General features: G+C 39.9%; 24 protein-coding genes and 1 pseudogene. 5 read left to right on the top strand and 20 right to left on the bottom strand.

The window, feature by feature from the left end:
• Positions 1-55: 55 nt before the first annotated feature.
• Positions 56-550 carry a cyclic pyranopterin monophosphate synthase MoaC gene (gene moaC / locus ABC357_RS15085; RefSeq protein ID WP_412888307.1) on the top strand — a complete coding sequence of 165 codons (495 nt, stop codon included), beginning with the start codon at positions 56-58 and terminating at the stop codon, positions 548-550.
• Between the two features lie 70 nt (positions 551-620).
• Here moaC and tatC read toward each other — a convergent pair whose 3' ends face one another.
• The 6 genes and pseudogenes from tatC to abc-f form a co-directional block, all read right to left on the bottom strand.
• Entirely contained in the window at positions 621-1391 is a 771-nt protein-coding gene (gene tatC / locus ABC357_RS15090; RefSeq protein ID WP_412888308.1) for a twin-arginine translocase subunit TatC, read from the bottom strand.
• A 463-nt stretch (positions 1392-1854) separates the two neighbouring features.
• Positions 1855-2874 carry a thiazole biosynthesis adenylyltransferase ThiF gene (locus ABC357_RS15095; protein WP_412888309.1) on the bottom strand — a complete coding sequence of 340 codons (1020 nt, stop codon included), beginning with the start codon at positions 2872-2874 and terminating at the stop codon, positions 1855-1857.
• A 6-nt stretch (positions 2875-2880) separates the two neighbouring features.
• The gene (locus ABC357_RS15100) at positions 2881-3117 is read right to left on the bottom strand and encodes a MoaD/ThiS family protein (protein WP_412888310.1); all 237 of its coding nucleotides are present in this window, start codon (positions 3115-3117) and stop codon (positions 2881-2883) included.
• Positions 3114-3572: a molybdenum cofactor biosynthesis protein MoaE gene (locus tag ABC357_RS15105; RefSeq protein WP_412888311.1), complete on the bottom strand. Its 459-nt coding sequence runs from the start codon at positions 3570-3572 to the stop codon at positions 3114-3116. The genes ABC357_RS15100 and ABC357_RS15105 overlap by 4 nt, the downstream gene beginning before the upstream one ends.
• Positions 3573-3638: 66 nt before the next feature.
• Positions 3639-4244 (bottom strand): molybdenum cofactor guanylyltransferase, encoded by a 606-nt coding sequence (mobA, locus tag ABC357_RS15110; protein WP_412888312.1) that lies wholly within the window; start codon positions 4242-4244, stop codon positions 3639-3641.
• A 164-nt stretch (positions 4245-4408) separates the two neighbouring features.
• Positions 4409-6064, bottom strand: a pseudogene (gene abc-f, locus ABC357_RS15115) (ribosomal protection-like ABC-F family protein); the annotation flags it as partial.
• 514 nt (positions 6065-6578) lie between these two features.
• Here abc-f and ABC357_RS15120 point away from each other — a divergent pair.
• On the top strand, positions 6579-7019 hold the full coding sequence (locus ABC357_RS15120; RefSeq protein WP_412888313.1) for a GNAT family N-acetyltransferase: 441 nt from the start codon (positions 6579-6581) through the stop codon (positions 7017-7019).
• A gap of 85 nt (positions 7020-7104) precedes the next feature.
• Here the strand turns inward: ABC357_RS15120 and ABC357_RS15125 are convergent, their stop codons facing one another.
• From ABC357_RS15125 to gabT, 4 genes are all read right to left on the bottom strand, one after another.
• A complete protein-coding gene (locus tag ABC357_RS15125; protein ID WP_412888314.1) occupies positions 7105-8499 on the bottom strand; it encodes an NAD-dependent succinate-semialdehyde dehydrogenase in 1395 nt (464 codons plus the stop codon).
• A gap of 144 nt (positions 8500-8643) precedes the next feature.
• Positions 8644-9993, bottom strand: a complete 1350-nt coding sequence (locus ABC357_RS15130) for an APC family permease (RefSeq protein WP_412888315.1) — start codon at positions 9991-9993, stop codon at positions 8644-8646.
• 58 nt (positions 9994-10051) lie between these two features.
• Complete coding sequence (locus ABC357_RS15135) at positions 10052-10837, bottom strand: carbon-nitrogen hydrolase family protein (RefSeq protein WP_412888316.1); 786 nt, start codon at positions 10835-10837, stop codon at positions 10052-10054.
• A gap of 157 nt (positions 10838-10994) precedes the next feature.
• Positions 10995-12302 (bottom strand): 4-aminobutyrate--2-oxoglutarate transaminase, encoded by a 1308-nt coding sequence (gene gabT / locus ABC357_RS15140; RefSeq protein ID WP_412888317.1) that lies wholly within the window; start codon positions 12300-12302, stop codon positions 10995-10997.
• 71 nt (positions 12303-12373) lie between these two features.
• Here gabT and gabR point away from each other — a divergent pair, with 71 nt between their 5' ends.
• Positions 12374-13822: a MocR-like transcriptional regulator GabR gene (gene gabR, locus ABC357_RS15145; RefSeq protein WP_412888318.1), complete on the top strand. Its 1449-nt coding sequence runs from the start codon at positions 12374-12376 to the stop codon at positions 13820-13822.
• 59 nt (positions 13823-13881) lie between these two features.
• Here gabR and ABC357_RS15150 read toward each other — a convergent pair whose 3' ends face one another.
• The 8 genes from ABC357_RS15150 to ABC357_RS15185 all read right to left on the bottom strand — a co-directional run bounded on the left by ABC357_RS15150 (position 13882) and on the right by ABC357_RS15185 (position 21978).
• Complete coding sequence (locus ABC357_RS15150) at positions 13882-14523, bottom strand: FusB/FusC family EF-G-binding protein (protein ID WP_412888319.1); 642 nt, start codon at positions 14521-14523, stop codon at positions 13882-13884.
• 136 nt (positions 14524-14659) lie between these two features.
• On the bottom strand, positions 14660-14923 hold the full coding sequence (locus ABC357_RS15155; RefSeq protein WP_412888320.1) for a CD3324 family protein: 264 nt from the start codon (positions 14921-14923) through the stop codon (positions 14660-14662).
• Between the two features lie 326 nt (positions 14924-15249).
• A complete protein-coding gene (locus ABC357_RS15160; protein WP_412888321.1) occupies positions 15250-16671 on the bottom strand; it encodes an N-acetylmuramoyl-L-alanine amidase in 1422 nt (473 codons plus the stop codon).
• 543 nt (positions 16672-17214) lie between these two features.
• A complete protein-coding gene (locus ABC357_RS15165; protein ID WP_412888322.1) occupies positions 17215-17727 on the bottom strand; it encodes a DinB family protein in 513 nt (170 codons plus the stop codon).
• Between the two features lie 122 nt (positions 17728-17849).
• Positions 17850-18431 carry a glycerol-3-phosphate 1-O-acyltransferase PlsY gene (gene plsY, locus ABC357_RS15170; RefSeq protein WP_412888323.1) on the bottom strand — a complete coding sequence of 194 codons (582 nt, stop codon included), beginning with the start codon at positions 18429-18431 and terminating at the stop codon, positions 17850-17852.
• 244 nt (positions 18432-18675) lie between these two features.
• Positions 18676-19563: a GNAT family N-acetyltransferase gene (locus ABC357_RS15175; protein ID WP_412888324.1), complete on the bottom strand. Its 888-nt coding sequence runs from the start codon at positions 19561-19563 to the stop codon at positions 18676-18678.
• A gap of 1051 nt (positions 19564-20614) precedes the next feature.
• On the bottom strand, positions 20615-21025 hold the full coding sequence (locus ABC357_RS15180; RefSeq protein WP_412888325.1) for a PH domain-containing protein: 411 nt from the start codon (positions 21023-21025) through the stop codon (positions 20615-20617).
• A gap of 314 nt (positions 21026-21339) precedes the next feature.
• Positions 21340-21978 (bottom strand): DUF5643 domain-containing protein, encoded by a 639-nt coding sequence (locus tag ABC357_RS15185; RefSeq protein WP_412888326.1) that lies wholly within the window; start codon positions 21976-21978, stop codon positions 21340-21342.
• Between the two features lie 106 nt (positions 21979-22084).
• Here ABC357_RS15185 and istA point away from each other — a divergent pair, with 106 nt between their 5' ends.
• Both istA and istB read left to right on the top strand, forming a co-directional pair.
• Positions 22085-23368 (top strand): IS21 family transposase, encoded by a 1284-nt coding sequence (istA, locus tag ABC357_RS15190; protein WP_412885845.1) that lies wholly within the window; start codon positions 22085-22087, stop codon positions 23366-23368.
• On the top strand, positions 23368-24126 hold the full coding sequence (gene istB, locus ABC357_RS15195; RefSeq protein WP_412885551.1) for an IS21-like element helper ATPase IstB: 759 nt from the start codon (positions 23368-23370) through the stop codon (positions 24124-24126). Before istA ends, istB begins: the two co-directional genes overlap by 1 nt.
• A gap of 48 nt (positions 24127-24174) precedes the next feature.
• Here istB and ABC357_RS15200 read toward each other — a convergent pair whose 3' ends face one another.
• Both ABC357_RS15200 and ABC357_RS15205 read right to left on the bottom strand, forming a co-directional pair.
• Positions 24175-24528 (bottom strand): DUF4179 domain-containing protein, encoded by a 354-nt coding sequence (locus ABC357_RS15200; protein WP_412888327.1) that lies wholly within the window; start codon positions 24526-24528, stop codon positions 24175-24177.
• Positions 24503-25051, bottom strand: a complete 549-nt coding sequence (locus ABC357_RS15205) for a sigma-70 family RNA polymerase sigma factor (protein WP_412888328.1) — start codon at positions 25049-25051, stop codon at positions 24503-24505. The genes ABC357_RS15200 and ABC357_RS15205 overlap by 26 nt, the downstream gene beginning before the upstream one ends.
• Between the last annotated feature and the right edge of the window lie 61 nt (positions 25052-25112).

Here is a 25112-nt window from a genome sequence, read left to right on the forward strand (position 1 = left end):
ATCACATGCATCTGAGTAGCACTAACCCGCACAGAGATGCAGAAGGGACGTTAGAATGAACGAACTTACACACTTCAACGAACAAGGGCGTGCCAAAATGGTTGATGTCTCCGATAAAAAAGAGACAGAGAGAACGGCCGTCGCCACTTCTTCTATCATTGTCAACGAAGAAATCTATAAACAGATTGCTGAAGGAACAAACAAAAAAGGGGATGTCTTTGCAGTTGCACAGGTTGCCGGCATCATGGCAGCCAAGCAAACCTCCTCCATCATACCCATGTGCCATCCAATCGCATTGACAGGCGTCAACATCGAATTCAATTGGAGCATTGACCAAGAAAAGTCTGTTTATGAAATAAACATCACTGCTGAAGCAAAAATAAAAGGGCTGACAGGTGTGGAAATGGAAGCCCTGACAGCGGTATCCGCAGCTGCCTTGACCATCTATGACATGTGTAAGGCGGCAAGCAAAGATATGGTGATCGGTCCAACCATGCTCCTGAAAAAAACAGGCGGCAAAAATGGCGATTACAAACGGAATAATCAATAAACCGAGTAAGCTCCTGTCACTTGCAGGAGCTTACTCTATTTGTCTATTGCAGATTCAATACTCAATGAATCTAATCGGTAGCTTCCTCCAGCTTATCCTCCTCTTCAAGCATGGCCTCAGCCGCTTCTTGCCGCTTCATCCTTTTTTTATAAATAAATTTGGATAAAGAAATACTGATTTCATATAAAAGCAGGAGCGGAATGGTAACCAATATTTCAGAAACCAAATCCGGCGGCGTTATAAATGCCGCAATGATAAATAGGACAAAATAAGCATATTTCCGTATTTTAGCCAAAATGAATGGGTTAATAATTCCGATGGATGTCAAAAACATCACAACTACCGGCAGTTCAAATAAAATGGCAAATGGAAGCGTAATATTCATTAAAAAACTGAAGTATTTATCCACTGTATAGGACGTAATGAATAAATCCCCTCCCAAATTGCTTAAAAACTTCAAAATCATCGGGAAGATAATGAAATATCCAAAACATAACCCACCGATGAACAGTACAAATAAAGCGGGAATATATGAAAGGACTTTTTTCCTTTCAAAAGGCTTTAATGCTGGTTTGACAAACAGCCATAGCTGCAGGGCCATTACGGGTATCGTGCCAGCGATTGCAATTAGGCCGGCAATCATAAAGTAAATGCGGATTATGTCACTGGGTCCAAGCACCATCAGTTTATAATCGAGATCCTGTACAAACCAATTATAGATCGGCTCGACATAGATAAATCCGATGATAAAGAATAAGAGGAACGCGATTGCTGTTACAATCAGTCTTTTTCTTAATTCATCAAGGTGGTCGATCACATGAAGTTGTTTATCTGTTTGCATGTCTCAGCCTTCTTTCTCTGTAAAATCCAATAAATTACGTTTTATCATCCATTAAACAACAAATCAATTGCCCCAAAGCCATTCTGAGGTGCGAGTCGGTCCACTTCTCTCCATGCGCTGGGTCAAACCCGGAAATTTCTAAGTGCAGAGTAACAAAACCCTGTCATCCTCTTCCGAATAGATTGCCCACTAATAGATCGCATCATTAAATTATTATGAACGAATAATGATCAGAATTGTAGTGGTTCACATTGTTTTCACAATATACTCAATGAGTGGACTCATTTGATTCTTCACATGGTTCTTTCATTTTCAATATGGCTGTTTTCACAAACTTTGTTGTTTTAGATGGACAATGTGCCGTTTATGTATGCTCGTTTTATCATTATTTAGCTTCTTCCAATCAAAAAATAAACAGCCCTGTAATGGACCATCGGAAAAGTCCGTTACAGGGCTGTTTAAATTACCCTAATATTCTTTGATACAACGCCTTCGCTTTTGCTTCATCTTTTGTATGATGGACAAGAGCCCGGCCATCTCGGAATATGACCATCCGTTCATCCTTGTTTTCCATAGAAAGCAGGAAAGGATTAGCTTTCACTTCATATCCGATCCTTCTAATATCCGATGCAAGTTTTTCTAAATCTAGATTACTCTGCGCTGGAGGGCGTATTTGGACAGTCTCCCTTCCGCATAGCACAGCTGTTTTCGTCCTGTTTTCGCGAAGCAGAAATGGGTAATCCGGATTTTCTCCGCAAGAAGGGCATCCATCCTTTTTCATTTTGGCAGCCTTGATCATATGGTATTGATTATTCCAAATATCAAAACTGATAAAGCCCGTCCGTACAGCTGACCATTGCTCTGCCAGTATTTTGAGCGCTTCTGCATTTTGATGGGCAACGACCATCGAGACAGTAGGAGCAATAATGCCATTCGTATCGCAGGTCATTCCTTGGATCGGCAATGCAGAAAGCAAGCAATTCAAGCATGGCGTTTTCCCAGGCAATATTGTAAAAGTCATACCGCTGCTTCCTACACAAGCCCCATAAATCCACGGTACGCGATATTTCTGGGAAAGGTCATTAATAATCATCCTCGTTTCAAAATTATCGGTGGCATCGATGACCAAATCCGCATCCTGCACTAATGGTTCCAATGATTCGGGATCCCCATCCGCTACAATGGCTTCTATAACGACATTTGAATTTATCTTTCGCAAATGGCGTTGGGCGGCTTCCGCTTTCGGAAGCTGCATTTGAACATCTTCCTCACTATACAGCTGTTGCCGTTGTAGGTTGCTTTCTTCCACATAATCGCGGTCTATGATAGTAAGCTTGCCGATTCCTTCCCTCACCAGCATTTCACAATTAGCCGACCCTAAAGCTCCAGCTCCCACCACTAATGCATGCTTTTCAGAAATCAGCTTTTGTCCGGCTTCTCCTATGGGCGTAAATCGTTCTTGTCTTGAATATCGTTCACTCACCTGCCATCAACCTCCGCTGACCGGTGGTATGAACGCGACAACGTCACCTTTTTCCAATACGTAGGCATCATCGACAAATTCTTCATTAACGGCTGTCATGACAGAGGCCAATTCATCCTTAACATTCAATCTGTCTGCCAATTGGCTTTTTAGGCCTGACACAGAAAGCCCCGCTCCTTGCCATTCCATTTCATCTTCACCGAATTTTTCCTTCAGGTTTGTAAAAAGCAAGATTTTAATCATAGGTCGTTCTCCTCCGGTTTTCCTGATGGATAAGCAATGGTCCCTTGTTGATTGCCGATCCACTCTTCCCCGTCTTCCCAATGCTCTTTCTTCCAAATCGGCACCATTTCTTTAATTCGTTCGATTGCATATTCATTGGCTGCATAGGCATCCTTTCGATGCGGTGTTGATACAGCTATGACAATAGCGATATCTGTAATTGCCAACTTTCCTATTCTATGGGTAATGGCCATTTCGGCATCGGGCCAGCGCTCTTTCACTTCAGCAACAATTTCATCCATTTTTTTCACAGCCATCGGGACATATGCTTCATATATCAAAAATAAGGTCTTCTTTCCTTGCGTCCATTCTCTGACTGTACCGATAAAGGTCGTAATGGCGCCTGCTTCCCGCCTAGTGACCTTATCGATCATCTGTTGAACATCAATCGGTTCTGTAGTAATTTCACAATTCATTGAATACCATCCTTTTATCTGCTTTTGAACAAGAAACCCCTTGAAACAGTATGGCTATCCGGATTTTCACCTATCATCGCGATACCATTTCCTTTCGACTTCTTGCGCTTTTTTATATTCATCCGGCGAATTCATATTGAAAAAAGCCATTTTACTTTCATCTGAAAGGGCTAGATCTTCCTCGAACAGTTCCTTCACCTGAACATCATCCAATAGATGCATCATCTTAACATCCCTTGCTAGCAGTTTTTCTCTTATCGTTTTTAGGCAGGTTTTACGATAGGCCGCAAACAAAGGGTGTTTCCTGCCTTCAATGACAGGCACCGCTGCATCATGACCCACTATTCCGGCCGTTAACGCTCGCATTACCTGTTCATCAAGGAAGGGCATATCACATGCAACGAGCAAACCGACATCATGGCTGCTTGCGGTCAACCCCGCTTCCAATCCTGCCATCGGCCCTGACTTCCCGTACCTGTCTGCAACCATCGGCAAACCTAGGAACGAATATGTTTCAGGGTCATTCGTAACCAGAATGACTTCATCGGCTACCAGTTGGCAGCGCGAGGCAATATGTTCAATAACAGTCTGGTTGAATATCGGTAAAAGAGCCTTGTTTCGCCCCATCCTGCTTGATTTTCCACCTGCAAGAATAATCGCCGTACATTCCATTCGATTGCACCTCTTCCATCATCGCCAATGAATACATTTGGCTGACGCTTCTATTATGGCATATTTCATACTGGACTGGCGCACTCTTCAATAAGCAATCTAACGTTATACTTATAATGTTCACAATTTGGAAAAGAATCCAATGAAGAAACAACAGCTTCAGGTTATTTGCATCCTTTACTCTGCCCATCATTCCGGTTAGAGCTATGCATCAATTGATCGAATTCCTCATTCAGTTTTTTATATTCCTCAGAATCTGGCTGGACAGTGCTCAATTGGCCTATCAACTCGATTCGTTTCAGTTCGTTGACTGCTCTTTCATTATCCTCGTCCAGTTTGGCACGTTCAACATTTTGTTCAGCTCTTTTTTCATGCTCTTTCAAGGTGGATTCGATTCGCTTTATCCGTTTCCCTTCAATGACCAATAGTTTATCGCAGACAGCATCTATCAAATAACGGTCATGTGAAATGATCAGCAGCGTGCCTGTGAATTCAGACAATGTCTTTTCAAGTGTCTCCCTGCTTGGCAAATCCAAATGGTTGGTCGGTTCATCCAACACTAATAAATCATACGAATCCAATAGCATGGAAACCAATTTGACCTTCATTAACTCTCCTTGGCTGAAGGCAGATAGCTTATTTTTCAACTGGAGGGCTGTAATGCCCATATTTGCAAGTATGGTCCTGGCTAAACTAGTTTGCACCCCAGCGTTTATAAACTCCAAGGCGGTCTTCTCTAAAGGAATGTCAGTCAATTCTTGGCTGAAGTAGCCAATCTTGAGGGAAGGGCTTTTCCATAAGGATCCTTTCGTAATGTCTTCATTGCCCAGTAGCATTGACACAAAGGTGGTTTTGCCGCTGCCGTTTTCCCCCAATAAAGCGGCCTTCTCTCCTCCTTTTACATAAAAATGGCTTTTTTCAAAAAGTGTTCGTTCTCCGAAGCTTTTTGCCAGCCCCTTGGCCTCCAATATCCTCTTTCCATGCTTTTGTTCAGCCCGGAAAGAAAAATCGACTTTCCACTCTTCTTCCGGCTTCTCCACTTTTTCTTTTTTCAATTCAGCTTCCAGGCGCTTTCTTTTGGATTGGACTTGCTTATCGCGTTTTTTGGCCCGCACGCCGTCAATCTCTTTTATTCTGCTCTCCGCTGCAAATCCTTTTTTGCCTTGCTGCCGGTGCGCTTTGGACGCCCATTGGGAAAGGTGGCTGATTTGCTCTTCGATATCCCTGATATGTTGCTGTTGGTTATCGTATGCTCTTTGCAGGGATTCCCTGTCCTTTTCCTTCTGAAGGCGGTAATCGCTATATGTGCCTGTATAAGCTGTTAATTTTCCATTCTCCAATTCAAGAATGCCGGTTGCCAGTTGATCAAGAAAATGCCGATCATGTGAAATCAGAATGATGGCTCCTTTGAAGGCATTCAATTGTTTCAACAGCCATTCCATCCCCTTTGCATCCAAATGGTTGGTCGGTTCATCAAGAAACAGGATATCCGGCTTCTTATCCAGAAGCGCTGTCAGTGCCAGTTTTACTTTTTCTCCTCCACTGGCGCTCCCGCGCGATGACAAAATTTCCAGCAAATCATGGCCATTCCCGATTTTGCTCAATTGCTGCATGTAATCGTTTGAATACATATCTTCGATTTTCTTTCCATCTCGGATGTCCACCATTTGCGGCAAATAGCCGATAACTAGATTTTCCGGAAAGAAACGTATGGTTCCTTTATCAGGCTCCACTAGACCCATCAACATTTTTAACAATGTTGTTTTACCTTGGCCATTATAGCCGGTCAGTCCAAGGCGCTCTCCGTCGCTTATGGTTAAATCTCCATGATTGATAATTGTTTTTTCATTAAATGCTTTTGCCAGGCCTAACGCCTGTATACGGACTTCCTTCATACACTCACCCCAAGTTTTCATATTTTCCATGGAGGTGAATGGGAAATGTTCCAATAGAAAAAGCCTATCCGGATTAGCAGGATAGGCTTTCGTCATGTGTTCCATAACATCATATACGTACACGAAAGACATGCATATGCCGTAAAGATCCGTTCCAGCGGATTTCACTTATGCGCATGCAAAAACGTATATGCTATAGACAGACTAATCCCATTCTCTCCAGATTTCTCACATTACTATTGAGATTTCTTTTGAACGCAATGAGATTAGTTGTACATAGACATATACCTTCGCTTTCTTAAAGTTACCTTCATTGTAGTCCGGTGCGGAAGGAAAGTCAATCAGGCTGAAAATGATAATGGGTTGCTTGCGGTTGTCCCTGCCCTTTGAATTGCTTATACTCGACTTATATCAGTTGATATAAGAAAGGAAACCGGGTATGGAAATCTTTAAAATTATCACAGAAGAAGACTTGCAACATGCATTTGCCATCCGCAAGAGCGTATTTGTTGAAGAACAGGAAATTCCTCTTGAGAATGAATTCGACTGTTATGACACGCTTTTGGCCGAAGCTGACCATGTATTGGTTCAGTACGAGAGGCAAGCCGCCGGTACCGGAAGAATGAGAATAACGGAAGGAGCCGGCAAGCTGGAAAGGATTTGTGTCCTTAAACAGTTCCGCACATTTGGCCTGGGAAAAGAAATCATACAAGCCTTGGAAGATATAGCGGTTTTACACTCGTTGGAGCAGGTGAAGCTTCATGCCCAGGCACAAGCAAGAGGGTATTATGAAAAATTAGGCTATAGTGCCGCTTCAGAGATTTTTATGGAAGACGGTATCCCCCATATAGTAATGGTAAAGCCTTTAATGAGCGTTTGACATTTTTTTCGCTGAAGCTGACTACCGGTAATGATCATTTTACAGCACAGCAAATAGGAAGGGCTGCCCCCTTCCTATTTCTATTTTATTGCATTTGCCCGATCGATAAATACTTCGTTTCCAGGTAAGGCTCGATTCCTTCGATGCCGCCTTCTCTCCCCAGACCGCTTTCCTTCATGCCCCCAAACGGGACATGGGCCGCAGACGGAGCTCCGTCATTCCATCCAATAATGCCAAATTCAAGATGTTCATGCAGGTAGATTCCCGTCCGGTAATCATTGGTGAAAAAATAAGCCGCTAATCCATATGGTGTCCGGTTGGCGATGGCAATCGCCTCTTCCAATTCCTTGAATGGAATGATGGGAGCAACCGGGCCGAATGTTTCTTCATGCATGATGAGCATCTCTTCATTGACATTTGCCAGAACAGTCGGTTGAACAAAATAAGAACCTTTATCCTGATCACCATCATACGTTCCGCCAGTAAGCACGTTCGCACCCTTTTCAACAGCATCGTTGATTTGCCCAACAATTTTATGGAAGCCCTTTTCATTAATGATTGGCCCTATTTGCACATCCTCATCCAATCCATTCCCCACTTTCAGGCATGCAACTTCAGCTGAGAGCTTTGCCGCGAATTCAGCGGCTACGGATTCATGGACAATAAGGCGGTTGGCGCACACACATGTCTGCCCGGCATTTCTGAATTTCGAGATGATGGCTTGCTGTACGGCAAAATCTAAGTCCGCATCCTCTGCCACTATAAAAGGGGCGTGCCCTCCCAATTCCATGGTGACATGCTTCACACTTTCCGCACTGTTACGGATCAATGATTTTCCTACAGACGTAGAACCGGTAAAAGACAGCTTCCTCACATATTCACTGCTTGTAAAAAGGCCGCCGATTCGCTTTCCTTCTCCATTTACACATTGCAGAGCATCCTCAGGAATGCCTGCTTCATGTGCCAATTCTATTAATCTGACAGTCGTTAAAGGTGTTTCTTCCGCTGGTTTTACAATAAATGTACAGCCGGCGGCAAGGGCCGGCGCCGCTTTTCGCGTCATCATGGCAGCGGGAAAATTCCACGGAGTGATGGCTGCGACCAATCCGATCGGCTGCCTGCTGACAATGATTTTTTTGGAATCGGCGGAGGCAGGAATTGTCCGGCCGTAAACCCTCTTTGCTTCTTCCGCATACCAGATAATATAGCTGTTGGCATAGTCGACCTCTGCCAAAGATTCATTCAGCGGTTTTCCATTTTCCAACGTCATGACCCTTGCAAGTTCTTCTTTATGTTGGATGATTTTTGCTGCCCACTTTTGCAGCAGGCCGGCCCGTTCATGCGCATTTACTTTTGACCATGACTTGAAATATTCATGCCCTTTTCTTAACGCTCTCTTCACTTCCTCATCCGAAGATACATCTACCTCTGATACGATTTCACCTGTAGCCGGATTCGTTACTTTCAATTTTTTTCCCATATGTATCTCTCCTATCCCTGAAATAAACAATGATGTTGCCTTTAGCGAGTACTAACCTTCTTTTATGGAGCTCCCATCCATCTTTTGCATTCTAACGCATCGGTTCACAACTCCAACCGCATTTTTTTTAAAAAACATGGTTCTTTAGGATGCTTCTTTATCATCCATCGATAATTCCGGCGGCTCCCTCCGGAACATTCTTGTCAGGACGATTAAATATACAAAGCCAACAAATGTCCAGATGCTTCCTAGAATTAATGCATGCTTGTCCAAATGGATGAGGAGCCATATGTCAAAAAAAGCTCCAAGCAGAGGCACTAGTAAATATAAAAGAACATGCTTTCCTGAGCGGTTTCCTTCTTTAACAAAGTAATGTCCGATCACAGAGAGGTTTACGAAAGTAAAGGAAACAAAAGCACCGAAGTTGATAAATGATGTGGAAGTAGAAACATCCATTTTCAATGCCAATAAGGCTACGACAGAAACGACCAACAAATTGAGGATCGGCGTTCTGAAGCGGGGATGGATGTATCCAAAAAATTTCTTTGGAAGCACTGAATCGCGGCCCATGGCAAACAGTAACCGTGCTGCACTTGTCTGGGCGGTCAGGCCTGAAGCAAATTGGGCGATAATGAGCCCCGCCAAGAAAATTGCACTGAACAGATTTCCTCCCACAGCAAAGGCGATTTCAGAGCCCGCGGCATCGATATGCTTAAATTGCTGATAATGTGGATAGACCAAGTAAGACACGTAGGATGTCAGTATAAAGACTGCACCGCCGATCATTGCGATCAAAGAAATTGCCCGCGGCACTGTCTTCGTCGGGTTTACCGTCTCCTCGGACATAGTTGTGACTGCATCAAAGCCCAAAAATGAATAACAAGCCACAGAGGCTCCTGCCACCACTAGAGAAAAAGTCACTTTACTATTTACAAACGCACTGCTGGAGAACAAAGTGCCCGTACCATGCCCTTTCATTAAACTGATAATGGATAGGACAATAAAAATAGCAATGACCAAAAATTGAAACAGCATCATGAGAAAGTTTACATTGGTTGTCATTTTTATACCGATGATATTGATGGCAGTTGTAATAACAATAAAAGAAATAATCCAAATCCAAGCAGGTACATCCGGAAATGCGGATTGCAGGTACACACTGCCTATAAGCCAGATGACAAGCGGTAAGAACAAATAATCAAGCAAAACAGACCAGCCGACCATAAAACCTAGATGGGAACTGATTGATTTACGGGTATATGTATAAGCCGAACCGGATACAGGAAACGCTTTCACCATCTTCCCGTAGCTATTGGCAGTGAAAAGCATGGCAATGAGAGCGATGATATAGGCTGTCGGCACCACGCCTTTCGTTGTTTCAGCCAAAACGCCATATGTGCCAAACACAATCATTGGAGCCATATAAGCCAACCCGAACAGAACTAGCGGCACCAAAGTAACTGATCGTTCCAACGATTCTTTCTCTTTTTTCATATTATCAATCCTTTCTGTCCCTTATACTGCTGCTGTCTTCCGCGCAAACACTCTTTCATTACAAACAGGATTTCAGGCTGTTTTTCATTCGCGGATGCAGGTTTTCAGCGTAAGCCAGATCGGGATCGTGTTCTTTGCCCAACGGAACATCGACTGTCCGGAACGTTTCCTCCGATTGCATATCGATCAATACATGGCCTTTTCCGTCAACAGCCATGCTATTTCCGAAAAAATGCAAGTCCCCCTCCATGCCCAATCGATTGCAAATGGCGATTGGAATCTCATTTTCCATTGCCCTGCTTTGCATGTAGACCGTTTGATAGCGCTCATAAGGGGTCATGTTGGCCGTATTGACTAAAATCAAGTCTGCCCTTTGCAAACGAAGGAGCCTTGCGACTTCCGGAAACTCCAGATCATAACAAATCATTACGCCGATCCTCCCGAGCTTTGTCTCGAAGACCGGCCAACAATCACCTCGTTTGAAGGAAGCGGCCTCCTCACCGAATAAATGTGTCTTTCGGTACACTCCGGCTATTCCTCCCTCATCATCGATCAACGCACTGGATATGTAATAGGACCCTTCTTTTTTTTCTGGAAAAGAAATGACTGAATGGATAGCCAGCTCTCTGCAGACACTCCTTAAAAATGTCAGCGTTTCACCTTCAACCGATTCTGCCTGTTCCTCCAATTCACAGCCAATTGAATAACCTGTCAATGCAAGCTCAGGGAACAGAACAATATCTGCTTTCTGCATTTTAGCTTCACGCAAATATTCGGCCATTCGGTTTGCATTCTTCCATTTATCTGATAATACGGGAGTAAATTGTGCCAATCCTACCCTCATCACGACGCCTCCTTTAATCGGGATATGAAATCACTAAACGCTCAGAACGGAAGGGCCTTGCCAATCTTTTTTCTTCCGTTCTAAGCTGATTAACATCCAACTCCCGCAAGATATCCTTTTATACCCAATCATTCCATTTAATAGTCTTATAGAATAATCATTCTACTGAAGCAAATGATTGCCCAAGAATGGATAATCCTTTTGAAAGCTCTTCATCTGTGATGACAAGCGGTGCAAGAAAACGGATAACGTTACTATTGAGGCCGGCGGATAGCAACAATAAGCCATTTTCATTAGCAAATTTTGTAATCCCTGCTGTTCTTTCTTTATCCGGGAGCTTGGAATGGCGATCTTTCACAATCTCAACAGCAGCCATGGCTCCTAGACGGCGGATTTCCCCAACAAAATGATAGTGCTTTTGCAATTCGGATAGGGTGGCTTCCATTTTTTCGCCAATGGATTCCGCCCGCTTCGGCAGTTCTTCCTCCTCCATTACTTCTATTACAGCTAGTGCCGCTGCACATGCTACCGGATTCCCTGCATATGTTCCTCCTAATTCCCCGGGCTCAGCGGCATCCATCATTTCTTTTCGCCCGACAACCCCGCTCAACGGAAGCCCGGCTGCCAAGGATTTAGAGACTGTCATTAAATCGGGCACAATCCCAAAGTGTTCCATAGCAAAAAGCTTGCCAGTGCGCCCAAAACCGGTTTGGATTTCATCTGCAACGAACACAATTCCATGCTCCTTGCAGAATTCACTGACATAAGCAACGAATTTTTTCGGCGGTATAATGAAGCCTCCTTCACCTTGTACCGGCTCCATGACAATGCATGCCACTGTTTCTGGAGCGACGGATGCGATGAAAAACTCTTTGAACTCTTCGATTTTTTGGTCGATATAAGGATCTTCCTCCATTGCCTCCGGCTTATGGTACATATATGGAAAAGGAGCTTGGTATACCTCAGGCGCAAATGGGCCGAAACCGAATTTATAGGGCTTTACCTTGCTTGTCATACTCATGGTCATATTGGTTCTGCCATGATAGCCGCGCACAAAGGACACAACCGCTTGTCTTCCGGTATAACGCCGCGCAATTTTGACAGCGTTTTCAACTGCTTCCGCACCGGAATTCAATAAAATTGCTTGCTTATCGAATGTACCGGGAGTGATTTGGCATAATTTCTCCGCCAATCGGATGTAGCCTTCATACATCATCACGTTGAAACCGGGATGCAAAAAACGGTCCACTTGCTCTTTGACAGCCTCCGTGATCTTTGGATGTGTGTGGCCGACATTCAACGTGCCGATGGCCCCCGCAAAATCAATCCATTCATTCTGGTCAATATCTGTAACAGTCGCCCCATGCGCATATGCGGCAATTTGCAGGTTGCCATTGCTGACCCCTTTCGGAACGAATGCCTTTCTTTTCTCCTGCAGTTCTTTCGCCTTATTGGACGTTTTCATCCTTAACCACCTCTATCGTTTAATTTATTATCCAGTATGACAACATTTTGATACAATAAAAAGTACCAAAAGTGAAAAAAATTGGGTACCAGAAAGCGTGGGATTGCATGCTCTACTTATCGATCGACCATAGTAAAGAAACAGGTTTTATATATAAACAAGTCTATGAAGGCATTAAAAATGGGATACTGTCAGGCAGGATTACTTCCGATGAAAAACTTCCTTCAAAAAGGAATTTGGCCGGACAACTGAATGTAAGTGTCAACAGTATTGCGACTGCCTATGAACAATTGCTTGCCGAAGGATATATTTACTCAAAAGAACGAAGCGGGTATTTCGTGGAAAATATGAAAGAGCTTATTCAGCATGAACCAGCCGGCCAATATACCCTTCCTGATGATTTACGGGAAAACAAGGAAAGGGATGATGATTGGCTGTCTTTATCGCATATGACTGCCAATATGTCCTTATTCCCTTTCAAAAACTGGTTCAGATGCCAAAGGGAGGCGATTATTAACCACCAACAGGAACTTTCTGAGATGGCCCATCCACAAGGACCTTATATCGTCCGTGAAACAATCAGCAAAATGATCGCCTTAACAAGAGGCGTCAAAAGCGAGCCGGAACAAATCGTTATAGGGGCAGGGACGCATTCACTTATCCGTCAGCTGATGGAGTTAATGAAAAAAGAGGCGGTCATCGCTGTGGAAAATCCAGGCTATGCCCGATTCTATACATTGCTAAAGCGACTTGGACGTAAAGTCGCGCCAGTTGCATTGGATAAAAAAGGAATCGATCCTGCAGGGATTGCAGCTATTGATGCCGATTTGCTTTCCGTTACGCCCTCCCACCAATTTCCGACTGGCATCATCATGCCCATTTCCAGGAGGATCGAGCTGTTGAACTGGGCCTTTAAAAACAAAGGCCGATACATTATAGAAGATGATTATGATAGTGAATTCAAATACAGAAGCGATATCATTCCTTCTTTACAGAGCCTGGACAGCCATAATAAAGTCATTTACACCGGTACTTTTTCCAAATCGATGTATCCAGGATTCCGAATCAGCTATATGGTGCTGCCACCGGACTTATTGAGGCTCTACCGGGAACGCTTTCAAGACGGGATGCAATACAGCAATACTTTGAATCTATATACCTTGCATTACTTTATCCAGGATGGCGGATACTTGCGCCATGTAAAAAAAATGAACCATCATTACGAACATAACCGCGGGATATTGATTGAAGCCTTAAAAAAGAGGTTCAAGAAAGACATAGAGATTGATGATATTCCTGCTGGCCTGCATTTATTGGCCCATTTCTGTTCGGAAAAAACATATGCTGAAATCGAAGAGCATGCCAAACGACAAAAGCTTGAAATCTATACAATGAAGCGATTTATGCTGAATGGTGCTGAGAAACATGGAAAAACGATTGATCTGGTAATAGGTTTTGCCAACATAGAAGCGAATCAGATAGAGGAAGCGGTTGAAAGGCTATACCGCATATTGCATTAAGGCAAGAGGCATTCTGCGGGCAGAAAAAAAGGCAATCGCCTATTAGACAGGCGATGCCTTTATTTACTCGTTTCACGCAAAAATGAATCAATTCGTTCCGTCGATAAAATCTGGCGATTGCACTGCTCACCGTCTTCACAAATGTAATTGCCCAGCGCTTTGTAATTCATTGATGCGCCTTTTGATTTTAATTCAACTGTAAATAGGCCCACCTGTGAATGATGATGGCAAAAATGGCAAATGCCCTTTTTCGAGCTCAACAGAAAACGTCCATGAATCCCGACTAATTTTCCATCCACTTCTTTTATAATAAATTTCCGGCCATTGCCCTTATCATTCCAGCTTACAAAAGTAAGATGATTCCATTGATCCTCCGTCAAAGCAGGATTGTTCAATTTCTTCACCTTGCGGAACAGCTTACTGATCTGATGATCCGTCAAGGCAGGAAAGGGGATGCAAAGTTCACCGATTTTACGTTCGAACTGTTCAAGCCCACTTTCCGATTCGATCGACAACATATCGGAAAGCAGGGAATGCTGCTCTTCCTCCAGATGCGGAAACAGTTCTAATACTTTATCGAATGCTGAATAAATAAATGCCTTTTTCACCTGGCCGTCATTCACTGTATGCCTGGCTCCGTCAATCAGTTTGGCCTGCTTCATAATAAAGTTATATTGATCATTTGTTATAAAGGGAATCATCTTCATTTCCTCCTTACACTTATTGTACCAAGTAAGGCATGCGTATAATAGTTTTAAAATGACTATATCTATTTTTGGCATAGACTAAAGCGAATCAAATTAAAAATCATGCAAATGGTTTTGCATGATTTTCTCCTTATTTTCGATAGAGGATATTCTTGACCGTCGATGGGGATAAATGATACTTTTTCGCGATTTCATCAAGCGGAATACCTTTTCTATATTCATTCTGTATAGCCTGGTTGCGTTTTCCCAATTCATTCTTTGCCCCAGTTTGTGAGCCCCACTCTTTCCGCTTGTTGCCCTTAACAGGAATATAGATGAATTCTCCATCGATATATTTTTGCACTTCATTCAATAATGCTTCCGGCAATATTGAATGGGCTGATTGATATTTCATGCCGGCCCGCTCCTTTATTAAAAAATTTAATAATGGATGCAAAGCCTTTTAACTGGGCGATCAAAAATGATTGTCTACCCCATGTAAAGGACCGCCGCTAAAGAAAAAGGCTTTACATGGACCGTTCTAGTATCTTGTTTATTCAAGCTGACCACCTCCTGAATCATCTTCTTCCCCCTGAATATAGGGTACGCGGAATGGATTGTCAATTATGATAGCAAGTTCACCTGTCACGTATGCCCACTAAGAAAATCACCCCGCCCTTAAACAAAGCAAACATAAAAAAAACCAGTGAAAATAAATAATCACTGGTTTTTCGGTTGCAATTAATAATATTTAGATACATTAAATCCTTTAGACTTGTAATAGTCCAAAATTCCGTAATAGATGCCCTGAGCCGCTTTTTGCCGATAGGTAGGTGATCCAAGCAATGCATTGTCAGCCTTCGTATCGATAAAAGCCAATTCCACTAAGACGGCTGGCATCGAGTTTTCACGCAAAACATGGAGGTCGCCGTGTTTCTCCCCGCGATCCTTTGTTCCCAATGCTGCTGTCAATCTCGCTTGGATGCAGTCCGCCAACTTTTTGCTGTCTGTTACATTCGGATTGGAAGCCTTGCCGTAGTAATACGTTTCTGAACCTGTTCCCCCACCCGCATTCGTGTGGATGGATACAAACGTATTAGCCTTCACGTTTTTCGCAAATGTCACACGTCCTTGTAATGTAACAAAAACATCTGTATCCCTTGTCATCTTAACATTGAGAGGCGTTTTGGAAAGATAATTCCGCAGCCGGATTCCTGTATCCAATACAATATCCTTCTCTTTTAAGCCATAGCCGATACCGCCTGGGTCTGTTCCCCCATGGCCAGGATCGATGACTAATGTCTGTGAAGCAAGTGAAGTGCCGCTATTGCCCCCATTTGACGGTGGTGTTACTGTCCCTCCGGAATTCCCTGAATTGTCGCTGCTGCTCAAATAGGCATTAGAAACAAAACCGACTAGTTGGCTTTTTGACTTGACCAATGTCCAGCTTCCTACCTTATAGCCTACTGATACGGTCTCATTATATTTTAAACTGCCGATCGAATTATACAAGGTCGACGGGCCCGAACGCACATTCAATGTGTCTGCCTTTACTGATTGTGTTCCACTGAAAGTGATATTTTGCTTTGTTCTTAATTTATAGTTGATTGCCCTTGCAAGATAAATGGCTGTATCTTCACGGAGAGCCTTTCCTGTTCCAACAGAACCCGAAGGTGCGATGCCCAGCGAAACTAATTTATTTAAAGCACCTGCAGTCGTATTGTTCGAAGAATAGCCGAGTGCTCTGCAAATCATAAGAGCCATTTCACCACGTGTGACATTTCCCGATGGTTTAAACGTCCCATCCTTATAGCCGCTGATAATATTTTTCTGAGTGGCCTCCTGTATGTAGCCGGAAGCAAAATTACTTGAACCGACATCTTTAAAAGCCGTTTTTTTCTTCGTTCCATCAAAATTCAGGGCCCTTCCAAGGAATGCAGAAAATTCCGCCCTTGTTACATTATTTTTAGGGTTGAAATATCCATTGATATCCCCTGTCGTAATTTTCCCCTGAGCTAAAAACATTATTTCCTTATACGCTTTATGATTGGATGGAATATCCTTGAAGCTTGTAGAAGCCGCTTTAACCGGATTCTTATTTCCCATGGCCGCCATTGGCAACACCAACAGTGTACAAAGTAATAGAATAAGTGCTTTCTTCAAAGTTACCGCTCCTTTCTATCCACTACTAACTTACCATATTATCGGTATAATAATTTTAATATTCACCTTTTTTCCTAAAATCGCTCAAAAAATCGACAATAATGAACATTTACACATACAAAAAGACTACTTTTATCAATATTTCTGACATAAAACGAACAAAAATAAGGCCTGAATAATCTGAATATCTAGGACCTCTAATCACATATCTGCATTTATATATGGAAATTAGCTAATGAACAGGGAATATTTCCCTTTATCAAAGGACTTTTTCACCCTACCATCGTTGTTGTAAAGTTGCTTATAAGATTATGCCCAATAGCTAAAAAAAGAGACAGCATTTTAGCTGTCTCCGTTCTTCACCATGTATAAATAAATCCTTTTTAAATTAAAAACGACTCGCATTCTATACTATTAAAAAAAGCATCCATCTTTCATTGTAAAGGGTTTATGCTTTCTTCATATAAGGTTGCCCAGGTCACACGCATTTTAACGGCCATATTCGAAATTATGAAGAACTGTATCGTTTATGGAACAACTCCATTATTTTTGAACTAACATTTTTCTAACAATTCGTATTTGACCTCTATGGTTAATTTCATCCTCGAATACGTGAAACCAAATGAAGTAGTTATTAGATGGATGTTTATCCCATAGTCTATCCTCATATAACCAATCATCATCCAATTTAGCTAATTCTTTCAATGTTCTACTTCGAACTTCATCAAGTTTGGCAATATAAAAGTCTAAGGGATATCCTTTTATGTTTGCTCTTCCTTTATCTCCAAGGCCGTATGGCGTGCCCCAATCAGCCATTTCTTTTTCATTCGGACTCCTGCCATCAAAAATCTCTATTTGGAACCCTTTTTCAACAGCAGCCATATGTAATAAAAGGGCTCCAATACTATTACCATCCTTGCTCGGTAAAAAGTCTAAGTCGGAAGCAGTTAAACCATATACAGCTTCTAAAGTTGTTTTTCTGACATAGTCCATTTGTGAAACAAGATGTCCTATTTGGGGACTGAACCCTTTTAACTTATCTATCTTAAATTCCATACAAATTGCACCCCATCTACTCAAATAGAAATTTTGCCTTCCTACCTCCATAACAAAAATAAGACTACTTATTGGCAGCCTTGATCTTCAGCTCTAGCACGTATTAGCTTAATAAGTAATACTCAATATTTTTCGACTATTTTGTTCTCTGTTCCATTTAGAATTCTTTTTAGATTTTGTCGATGAAGAATGATTATTGATACGCTTATTAGTAGAGTAAGTGCCATGGTAACATTATCTTCAAATATTAGACTGTAAATGAATAATGCTATACTAGCCAACATTGAACTTAGTGACACATACTTAGTTAATAACAAAGTTAACACAAACACTGCAAAACCAACCAAAACACCTAAAGGCGTCAAGAATAAGAAAACTCCAGTTGCTGTCGCAACAGCTTTCCCACCTTTGAAGCTAGAAAATACAGGAAATATGTGTCCTAATATGGCTAATAATCCACATAAAGCAGGGTTAACCGTAGAATCTAGTATTAGTGGAAGTAAACAAGCAAGTGTACCTTTTAATATATCAGCAATTGCAACAATTACTCCTGCTTTTACTCCTAAAACTCTATAAGCATTAGTTGCCCCGAGATTACCACTACCGTAATCACGGATATCTTTCTTATAAAACATTTTACCGATTACTAAAGCAAATGAAATTGAGCCTATTAAATAACTTAAAGTCAGAGTTAAAATATTCATAGTAGTATGATCTCCTCTCTTAGTTTGTTATATTAAGTATTTCTATTCGGTATATATATTTTCCTGCAATCCTTCTTGCGTTAAACTGCCCCGATAGTGACATAAAGAAAGAAGCTGATTAAATCAGCTTCTTATTAAAGTAATGCACCCGTTAGTTTAAGTGCATTTATTCACAAACTTTCTGGAATGATTTTTTCTTTTGACCTATTATCTTATCTCCTTTAGATTCTACATCAAGATTTTCTCACTTCTTTACCCAATACGTTCCATTTCCGTAAGGGATGAAACCAATGGAATAATAGAATTGCTGGGAAGAACCCACGAAGATAGATTTTGCCCCCAATTCTCTACATCTTTTTATTCCTTCATAGACAACAGCCTTGCCAAGCCCCATTTTTCTGTATTTCGGTATTGTCACGAGCGGTTCTACAATTCCGTATTCAGAATGCTCGTCGTACCACATACCACAGTAAGCGGCAAATTCGCCATTTGAATCAAGAGCAATAACTTTTAGCCCCTTATTTACATTCGGGGCGCTAAATTCGTTATGATAATGCTCAATGTCCTTTTCCGTTGCGGTGAATATTCTATTTTCCTCTTCATGATCAAATCCTTTAAACAATACCTCTCCATACTTAAATACATCATAATTATCTGCCATGCTAGCAATGCGAAAGCCCTCAGGCAATTCATAGTTCAAGGAACGTTCTTCAATAGGAAAATATGCGTCACACTCTTTATTTGTGGTCGGAAGGTAACCTTTTCTATAGGCAATACGCTGAAATTCTAAATCCTTATCTGAAATAAATGCTTCAAATACAGCGCCATTGTTTAAATTCTTTTCAGCATAGAGAAGCATTTCCTCTTTTAGGTATGCATAGCCTTCCTTAATACAAAAATGTCCATTACCTAAGTCACTGTCATAGAGGACAGCAGCCACAATTTCACCGTCATCTTCCCATATCCCTATTCTCGAAATTTCCGATTTATTTAAAAAACCATGCTTCATCATCCAATCCCATCTTCCATAAGAAAAGGTCAGGTCTTTAAGACGACATAAAAACATCCTTATCTTCAAATAATCGTCCCCAAATTCATTGATATCACAATTGTTTCGAAATATTACTGTCATACATAACATCCTCCTTTTTACTTATATCTTTTCATGGGAGTTTTACACTACAAACTATAACATCTTTCAATTTATCCGCCTGTAACTAACTGCTTATTAAGAAAGGTCTTTCTTACAAACTACTTAAAGATATGTAATACTATCAAATTTATCATCAAAATTTCAATTCAAACTCGCCTTATATCGTAATTCAATTTTGCATTTTTTATGCCGTGCATTTGCTTTGTCAATCCTTTGAAACCCTGATATTACATCCATTTTTCATTTGTAAATAAATCTCAAACAAAATTAGTGTTATGCTCTATTATTTCTGTCTCAAATTTTACTATAAATTCTAATTTGTATTGTGAAGTTTTATAGAAATATATTACCCCGTTTGTTACATAAGAAAAAAAGCTATCAAAATGACAATCTTATTCAGCTCTTGCACCCGTTTGTTTAAGTGTAATTTTTCACAAACCATTTATCATTATTATATTGGACTTTAGTAAACCTACTACAATTACAACAGCTAATATTAAATTAATAAAAAGAAATAAATTTATTTGATATGAAGGAATACTTTTAAAAGAAAATGAAATCTTTCGAAGTACCGTAACCAATATTAGGAATATCATCATTCTCCAAATCATTCCGAATGTACTTAAATTATCATTTGCGATGTATTGCATTATAATCATTATTGCAGGTAATGATATCGTGAACTGAATAAAAAATAATACCAACCTCTTTTTCAAGTAATCACCTTTCCTGTGTAGTGTAAGAAATATGTGCAGTTTTCCTCCATTTTTCTACTTATTCTTATATTCTTTATTACTTATTATAATAGAATTTAATAAGTATATTAAAATGAAATTTCATCTATCGCTTATTGAGCTATCCTGCCCCGTTTGTCCAATAAGGGTTTCAGTAAAAAAAGCGTCAATCCTTGTTGGATCAACGCACCCGATAGTTTAAGTATGTTTCTTCACAAACTTAGTTGATTTTTGCATAATCAATCAGTTCATTCATTACAGAAATGCGACTGTTGATTGAATACTCTATCTATATATTATTTCTTAATTTGAATACGAGAATTATTCATTTGTAATGTATTGATAAATCCCTTTTTGTCTTTAGGAGAAATAGCAATTACTTTATGCTTACCATAATTTATTTCAATTTTTTTCATTGAAAGTGCTGGTGCTACAAATGGATTATTTGTTTCACGTATTGAGTTAATATCCTGCATATTAATATTCCATTTGATAGGACCATAGGATATTTTTAACGTATCTTTTTCAAATGTATATCGAGTATAGAACCAAATTGATGTCATTAAATAAATCATTAAAGGCATTATGATGATACCAACAATATCAAACCGAACAAATATTGATTCATATAGAATCCAACCACAACCAGCAATTACAGCCCAAATAATAACTCCCATCCAAATATCTTTTTTCGAAGGAAAAAACATCTTACCACCCCCAATATATATTATAGCAATTATCGTTTTGTATTTGGGATTATATTACATATATTGATTTTGATTCTCTTCTTCCACTATCCTGCCATGTTTGTGGAATAAGAAAAAAAGAGCTGCGATTAGCTCTTGACATTGAAGTAATGCACCTGATAGTTTAAGTACACTTCTTCACAAATAATGATTTCACATTAACAGGAATACAGCCAGGTTGCTATAATATAGAGGGCGTTAATCCTTTCAAAATCAACGCCATTAGACTTATATAAATTTTAAAAACCTAAAAAACACAGTAATTTTAAATATCCTTACAGTTCAACTGTTAATGTATCAAATATAATTTTATTCATTTTAGGCATTTTCTCTTTTGAAAGTCTCTCAATATCGTTTTGAAGAAGTTCAATATATGGTGTGATTTTTAATTTTGTTACTCCTTCATCAATAGGCTCATATAAATTTTTACCCAATCCATCTGCCAAAACCCCATCAAGCTGTTTTAATTCTTTTCCATAGGAATCTACTACTTTGAATTTAATCGAGCTTTGTAAGTAGTACATTTGCTCATTAGATGTATATGTTAGTAAAAGTCCCCCTGGACCGCGGTTTATTTTATTTACGGAAATAACTAATCCTTCTTTTTCTTGTTTGTAATCAAATCCTTCAATTTTCTCTGTCATTTGTTTCGTAACTTGTTTTGTAAACTCCCAAACCTCACCTTCTTTTCCTTCAAAAGTTATTCCAATTTGAGTATCTTTAGGGAATTCATCTTTATAAATTTCAATTGATAGGAAACCAGCCCAAAGTTTCGGTGAAATTTCCTTGTTATCAATAGTCATTGAACCAGCTTTGGACTCCCCATTTACCTTAAAGCTATGTTCAAAGTAATCCTCTGGTATTGGTTTGTCACTTTCAATTTGATAGCTAATTGTTAATCTTGTATCATCCAAATATGCTTCTTGGAGTAGAAATGCTAATTTAAATATGTACAGTATTGCTCGAATAAATATGTACAAATTTGATATGAATCTACATACTAATCTTGGGGGGATTAGTATGTACATAACAATGAATATTGATATCGATTTTGAGATTAAAAGTCTTTCAGACTTACCGAAATTCAAACAGATTATGGAGCATATGAAAATGAAAATCAATAAAAGTAAGCTAGCAAAGGAATTGGGTGTGGATCGGCGGACAATTGATAAATATCTAAATGGCTTTATCCCAAAAAGAAAAAGGGAAAAGCCCTCAAAGATTGATCCTTATTATGAAATAATAGCCGCATTGTTATCAGAAGATTCAAAACAGGTATTTTATTACCGTCGTATGCTTTGGCAGTACCTAAAAGACAATCATGGATTGGAATGTGGAGCTTCAACCTTCCGTGCGTATATAGCTCGTACACCTGAATTTAATGCCTACTTTGAAGAGGATAAACGTATTTCTTCACCCAAAGGGACAGTCCGATTTGAAACGCCACCAGGTAAGCAGGCCCAATTAGATTGGAAGGAAAACATTTTATTCGAAACCAAAGAGGGAGAAAAGATAGAAGTCAATGTGGCGGCTTTCATTTTATCAAATTCCAGATTCCGAACATTTCAATTAAGTCTTTCTAAGTCACAGAGTACCTTACTTTCTTTTTTAACAGATACTTTTGAAGCAATTGGCGGAGTTCCAGCTGAAATCCTTACGGATAATATGAAAACGGTAATGGATGAAGCGAGGACTGATTATCAACCTGGGAAAGTGAATGCGAAATTTGATCAGTTTGCGAGGGACTTTGATTTTAAAGTCAAACCATGTATTGCAGGACGACCGAGAACCAAGGGGAAAATTGAATCCACAATGAAACTCCTTGATGAAATTCATGCGTACCAAGGTCAACTGACAATGGAGGAACTTCATCTATTCATACAGGATTTAGGGAATAGAATGAATCACCAGATCCATCAAGGAACGGGGAAAATACCGATTATGGAATTCAAAAAAGAAAGGAACCACTTACTCCAGCTACCAACTGACAAAGTAAGAGATTCCTATCGCATCAAACATACACATGTAAAAGTCAATGCATCAAACATGATTTCCTACAAATCGAATCAATACTCTGTACCACCAGAATATCAAGGAAAAAAAGTAGGCTTACAGGTGTATGATGACTACTTGTGGATTTATTATAACATGAAACTGATCGCCCAACATCCAATTAGTAACGCTAAACTTAATTATCAAGAGGAACATTATAAGGCAAGCTTACTTGTTTCCACCCCTCATTATCCTGAAATCGACGATTTAGCAAAACGGAATTTAGCAACGATTGGAGAAGTGTATAAATAATGAATCCAACTACAAACTATCAACAATTATTATGGAATCTTGACTATCTAAAGTTAAAGCAAATGAGCTTACATTTAAATGAAATCGTAGACTTCAGCGTAAAGCATCAGATGTCATTTATCGACACATTAATCAAGTTGACTGCGTATGAAATAGACATACGGGAGAAAAACATGACGCAATCGATGGTGAAGGTCGCAGCTTTCCCTCATTTTAAGGAGGTGAAAGATTTCGATTTTACCTTTCAAACATCGATTAACCAACAGCAGATTCTAGACTTCCTTACATTGCGTTTTATCGAGGAGAATGAAAATATTGTGTTTTTAGGACCAAGTGGTGTCGGTAAAACCCATTTGGCCACAGCAATAGGGATTGCGGCAGCAAAGAAACGGACGAGTACCTATTTTATTAAGTGCCATGACTTGATTCAAAATTTGAGGAAAGCTCGATTAGAAAATCGGTTAGAGAGCCGTTTGAAGCATTACAGCAAATACAGACTGTTAATCATCGATGAAATCGGTTATTTACCGATTGATCACGAAGACGCTAAGTTGTTTTTCCAGCTGATTGATCGAAGATATGAAAAAAGAAGTACCATCTTAACAACCAATGTGAATTTCAAAGCGTGGGATGAAATATTTCAGGAACCTAAACTGGCCAATGCCATATTAGACCGCATTTTACATCATGCGACAGTTGTGCCTATGATAGGTGATTCATACCGATTAAAGGATCATTTAGCAAAAGAGAACGAGTAATTCTGTACATCCTTATCCAAGCGAAAGTGTACATATTTATGTTGACATTTACACTTGGAGCGTAACTGTCTTATTGTTAACTGTTTCTGAAGCACCTAGCTGCTTACTCGTACCATTATTGGATACCTTTTTCAAGCCAGAATCCCCAAATACATTGAAAACAGAACCAATAAGAGGAATATTTGATAATGTATTGGCCATCGTTGGCGATAAGGCTGAACTTCCCCATAATAACCCGAACGTTATTGAAGCTGCTCCAACAGAATACAGGAATTTCTTCCGTACACTTGATTTTTTATTTGGTGTATTCGTCTCTAGCTTCGAAATAATGGAATCGAGCTTCTCGGTTGGCACTTTTATGTTATCAATTTCCTCTTTAAACAACTGAGTTTTTTCTAACATCACTGTACTCTCCCTTCAACGTATTTTTTAGAATGTTTAATCCTCGCTTTATATTTGTTTTAACCGTTCCCTCTGGACAACCAAGAACCTCTGATATTTGGTTAACAGTGTAATCTTGATAATATCTTAGTATTAGAACCGTTTTATATTTCTCTTCTATTTCATCTAATGCTTTCAAAAGATCCATTTTTTCATCAGCATCAATTGGCAATATAGGATTTAACCTTTCTAAGACCTCTTGGTTTAATGGCACCGTGTATTTTTTCTTTCTTAGTTGCGATATTGCTGTGTTTATTAGGATTCGTGTAATCCAGGTTGAAAAATACTCTTCTTTTTTTAGTTTAGATAATGACTTTAATGCTTTATACATTGTCTCTTGGAAGACTTCTAATGATTCTTCTTCATTCCTCATATAAACAAAGGCAATTCTGTATAGTTTTTCTTTCTCTCTGTGAATCAAAGTTTGAAATGCATTAACATCTCCATTTTTTGCTTTATAGATTAAGTCTATCTTTCCTTCCATAATTGCACCTCCTTATCTATTAGATAAAAATACTGCTTATATCGTTTCAAATAATCGCTAT

The organism is Bacillus kalamii (assembly GCF_047238185.1).
In the GTDB taxonomy this organism is placed as follows: domain Bacteria; phylum Bacillota; class Bacilli; order Bacillales; family DSM-1321; genus Bacillus_AD.

Bases quoted from the DNA above. Each gene is read 5' to 3' on its own strand.
- ABC357_RS15175 (WP_412888324.1), bottom strand. From the start codon at position 19,563: ATGACAGTAATATTTCGAAACAATTGTGATATCAATGAATTTGGGGAC.
- istA (WP_412885845.1), top strand. From the start codon at position 22,085: ATGTACATAACAATGAATATTGATATCGATTTTGAGATTAAAAGTCTT.
- ABC357_RS15100 (WP_412888310.1), bottom strand. From the start codon at position 3,117: ATGATTAAAATCTTGCTTTTTACAAACCTGAAGGAAAAATTCGGTGAA.
- moaC (WP_412888307.1), top strand. From the start codon at position 56: ATGAACGAACTTACACACTTCAACGAACAAGGGCGTGCCAAAATGGTT.
- ABC357_RS15200 (WP_412888327.1), bottom strand. From the start codon at position 24,528: ATGTTAGAAAAAACTCAGTTGTTTAAAGAGGAAATTGATAACATAAAA.
- gabT (WP_412888317.1), bottom strand. From the start codon at position 12,302: ATGAAAACGTCCAATAAGGCGAAAGAACTGCAGGAGAAAAGAAAGGCA.
- ABC357_RS15150 (WP_412888319.1), bottom strand. From the start codon at position 14,523: ATGATTCCCTTTATAACAAATGATCAATATAACTTTATTATGAAGCAG.
- ABC357_RS15130 (WP_412888315.1), bottom strand. From the start codon at position 9,993: ATGAAAAAAGAGAAAGAATCGTTGGAACGATCAGTTACTTTGGTGCCG.
- istB (WP_412885551.1), top strand. From the start codon at position 23,368: ATGAATCCAACTACAAACTATCAACAATTATTATGGAATCTTGACTAT.
- ABC357_RS15205 (WP_412888328.1), bottom strand. From the start codon at position 25,051: ATGGAAGGAAAGATAGACTTAATCTATAAAGCAAAAAATGGAGATGTT.
- ABC357_RS15105 (WP_412888311.1), bottom strand. From the start codon at position 3,572: ATGAATTGTGAAATTACTACAGAACCGATTGATGTTCAACAGATGATC.
- mobA (WP_412888312.1), bottom strand. From the start codon at position 4,244: ATGGAATGTACGGCGATTATTCTTGCAGGTGGAAAATCAAGCAGGATG.
- plsY (WP_412888323.1), bottom strand. From the start codon at position 18,431: ATGAATATTTTAACTCTGACTTTAAGTTATTTAATAGGCTCAATTTCA.
- ABC357_RS15120 (WP_412888313.1), top strand. From the start codon at position 6,579: ATGGAAATCTTTAAAATTATCACAGAAGAAGACTTGCAACATGCATTT.
- ABC357_RS15180 (WP_412888325.1), bottom strand. From the start codon at position 21,025: ATGTTTTTTCCTTCGAAAAAAGATATTTGGATGGGAGTTATTATTTGG.
- ABC357_RS15165 (WP_412888322.1), bottom strand. From the start codon at position 17,727: ATGGAATTTAAGATAGATAAGTTAAAAGGGTTCAGTCCCCAAATAGGA.
- ABC357_RS15125 (WP_412888314.1), bottom strand. From the start codon at position 8,499: ATGGGAAAAAAATTGAAAGTAACGAATCCGGCTACAGGTGAAATCGTA.
- tatC (WP_412888308.1), bottom strand. From the start codon at position 1,391: ATGCAAACAGATAAACAACTTCATGTGATCGACCACCTTGATGAATTA.
- ABC357_RS15135 (WP_412888316.1), bottom strand. From the start codon at position 10,837: ATGAGGGTAGGATTGGCACAATTTACTCCCGTATTATCAGATAAATGG.
- ABC357_RS15155 (WP_412888320.1), bottom strand. From the start codon at position 14,923: ATGAAATATCAATCAGCCCATTCAATATTGCCGGAAGCATTATTGAAT.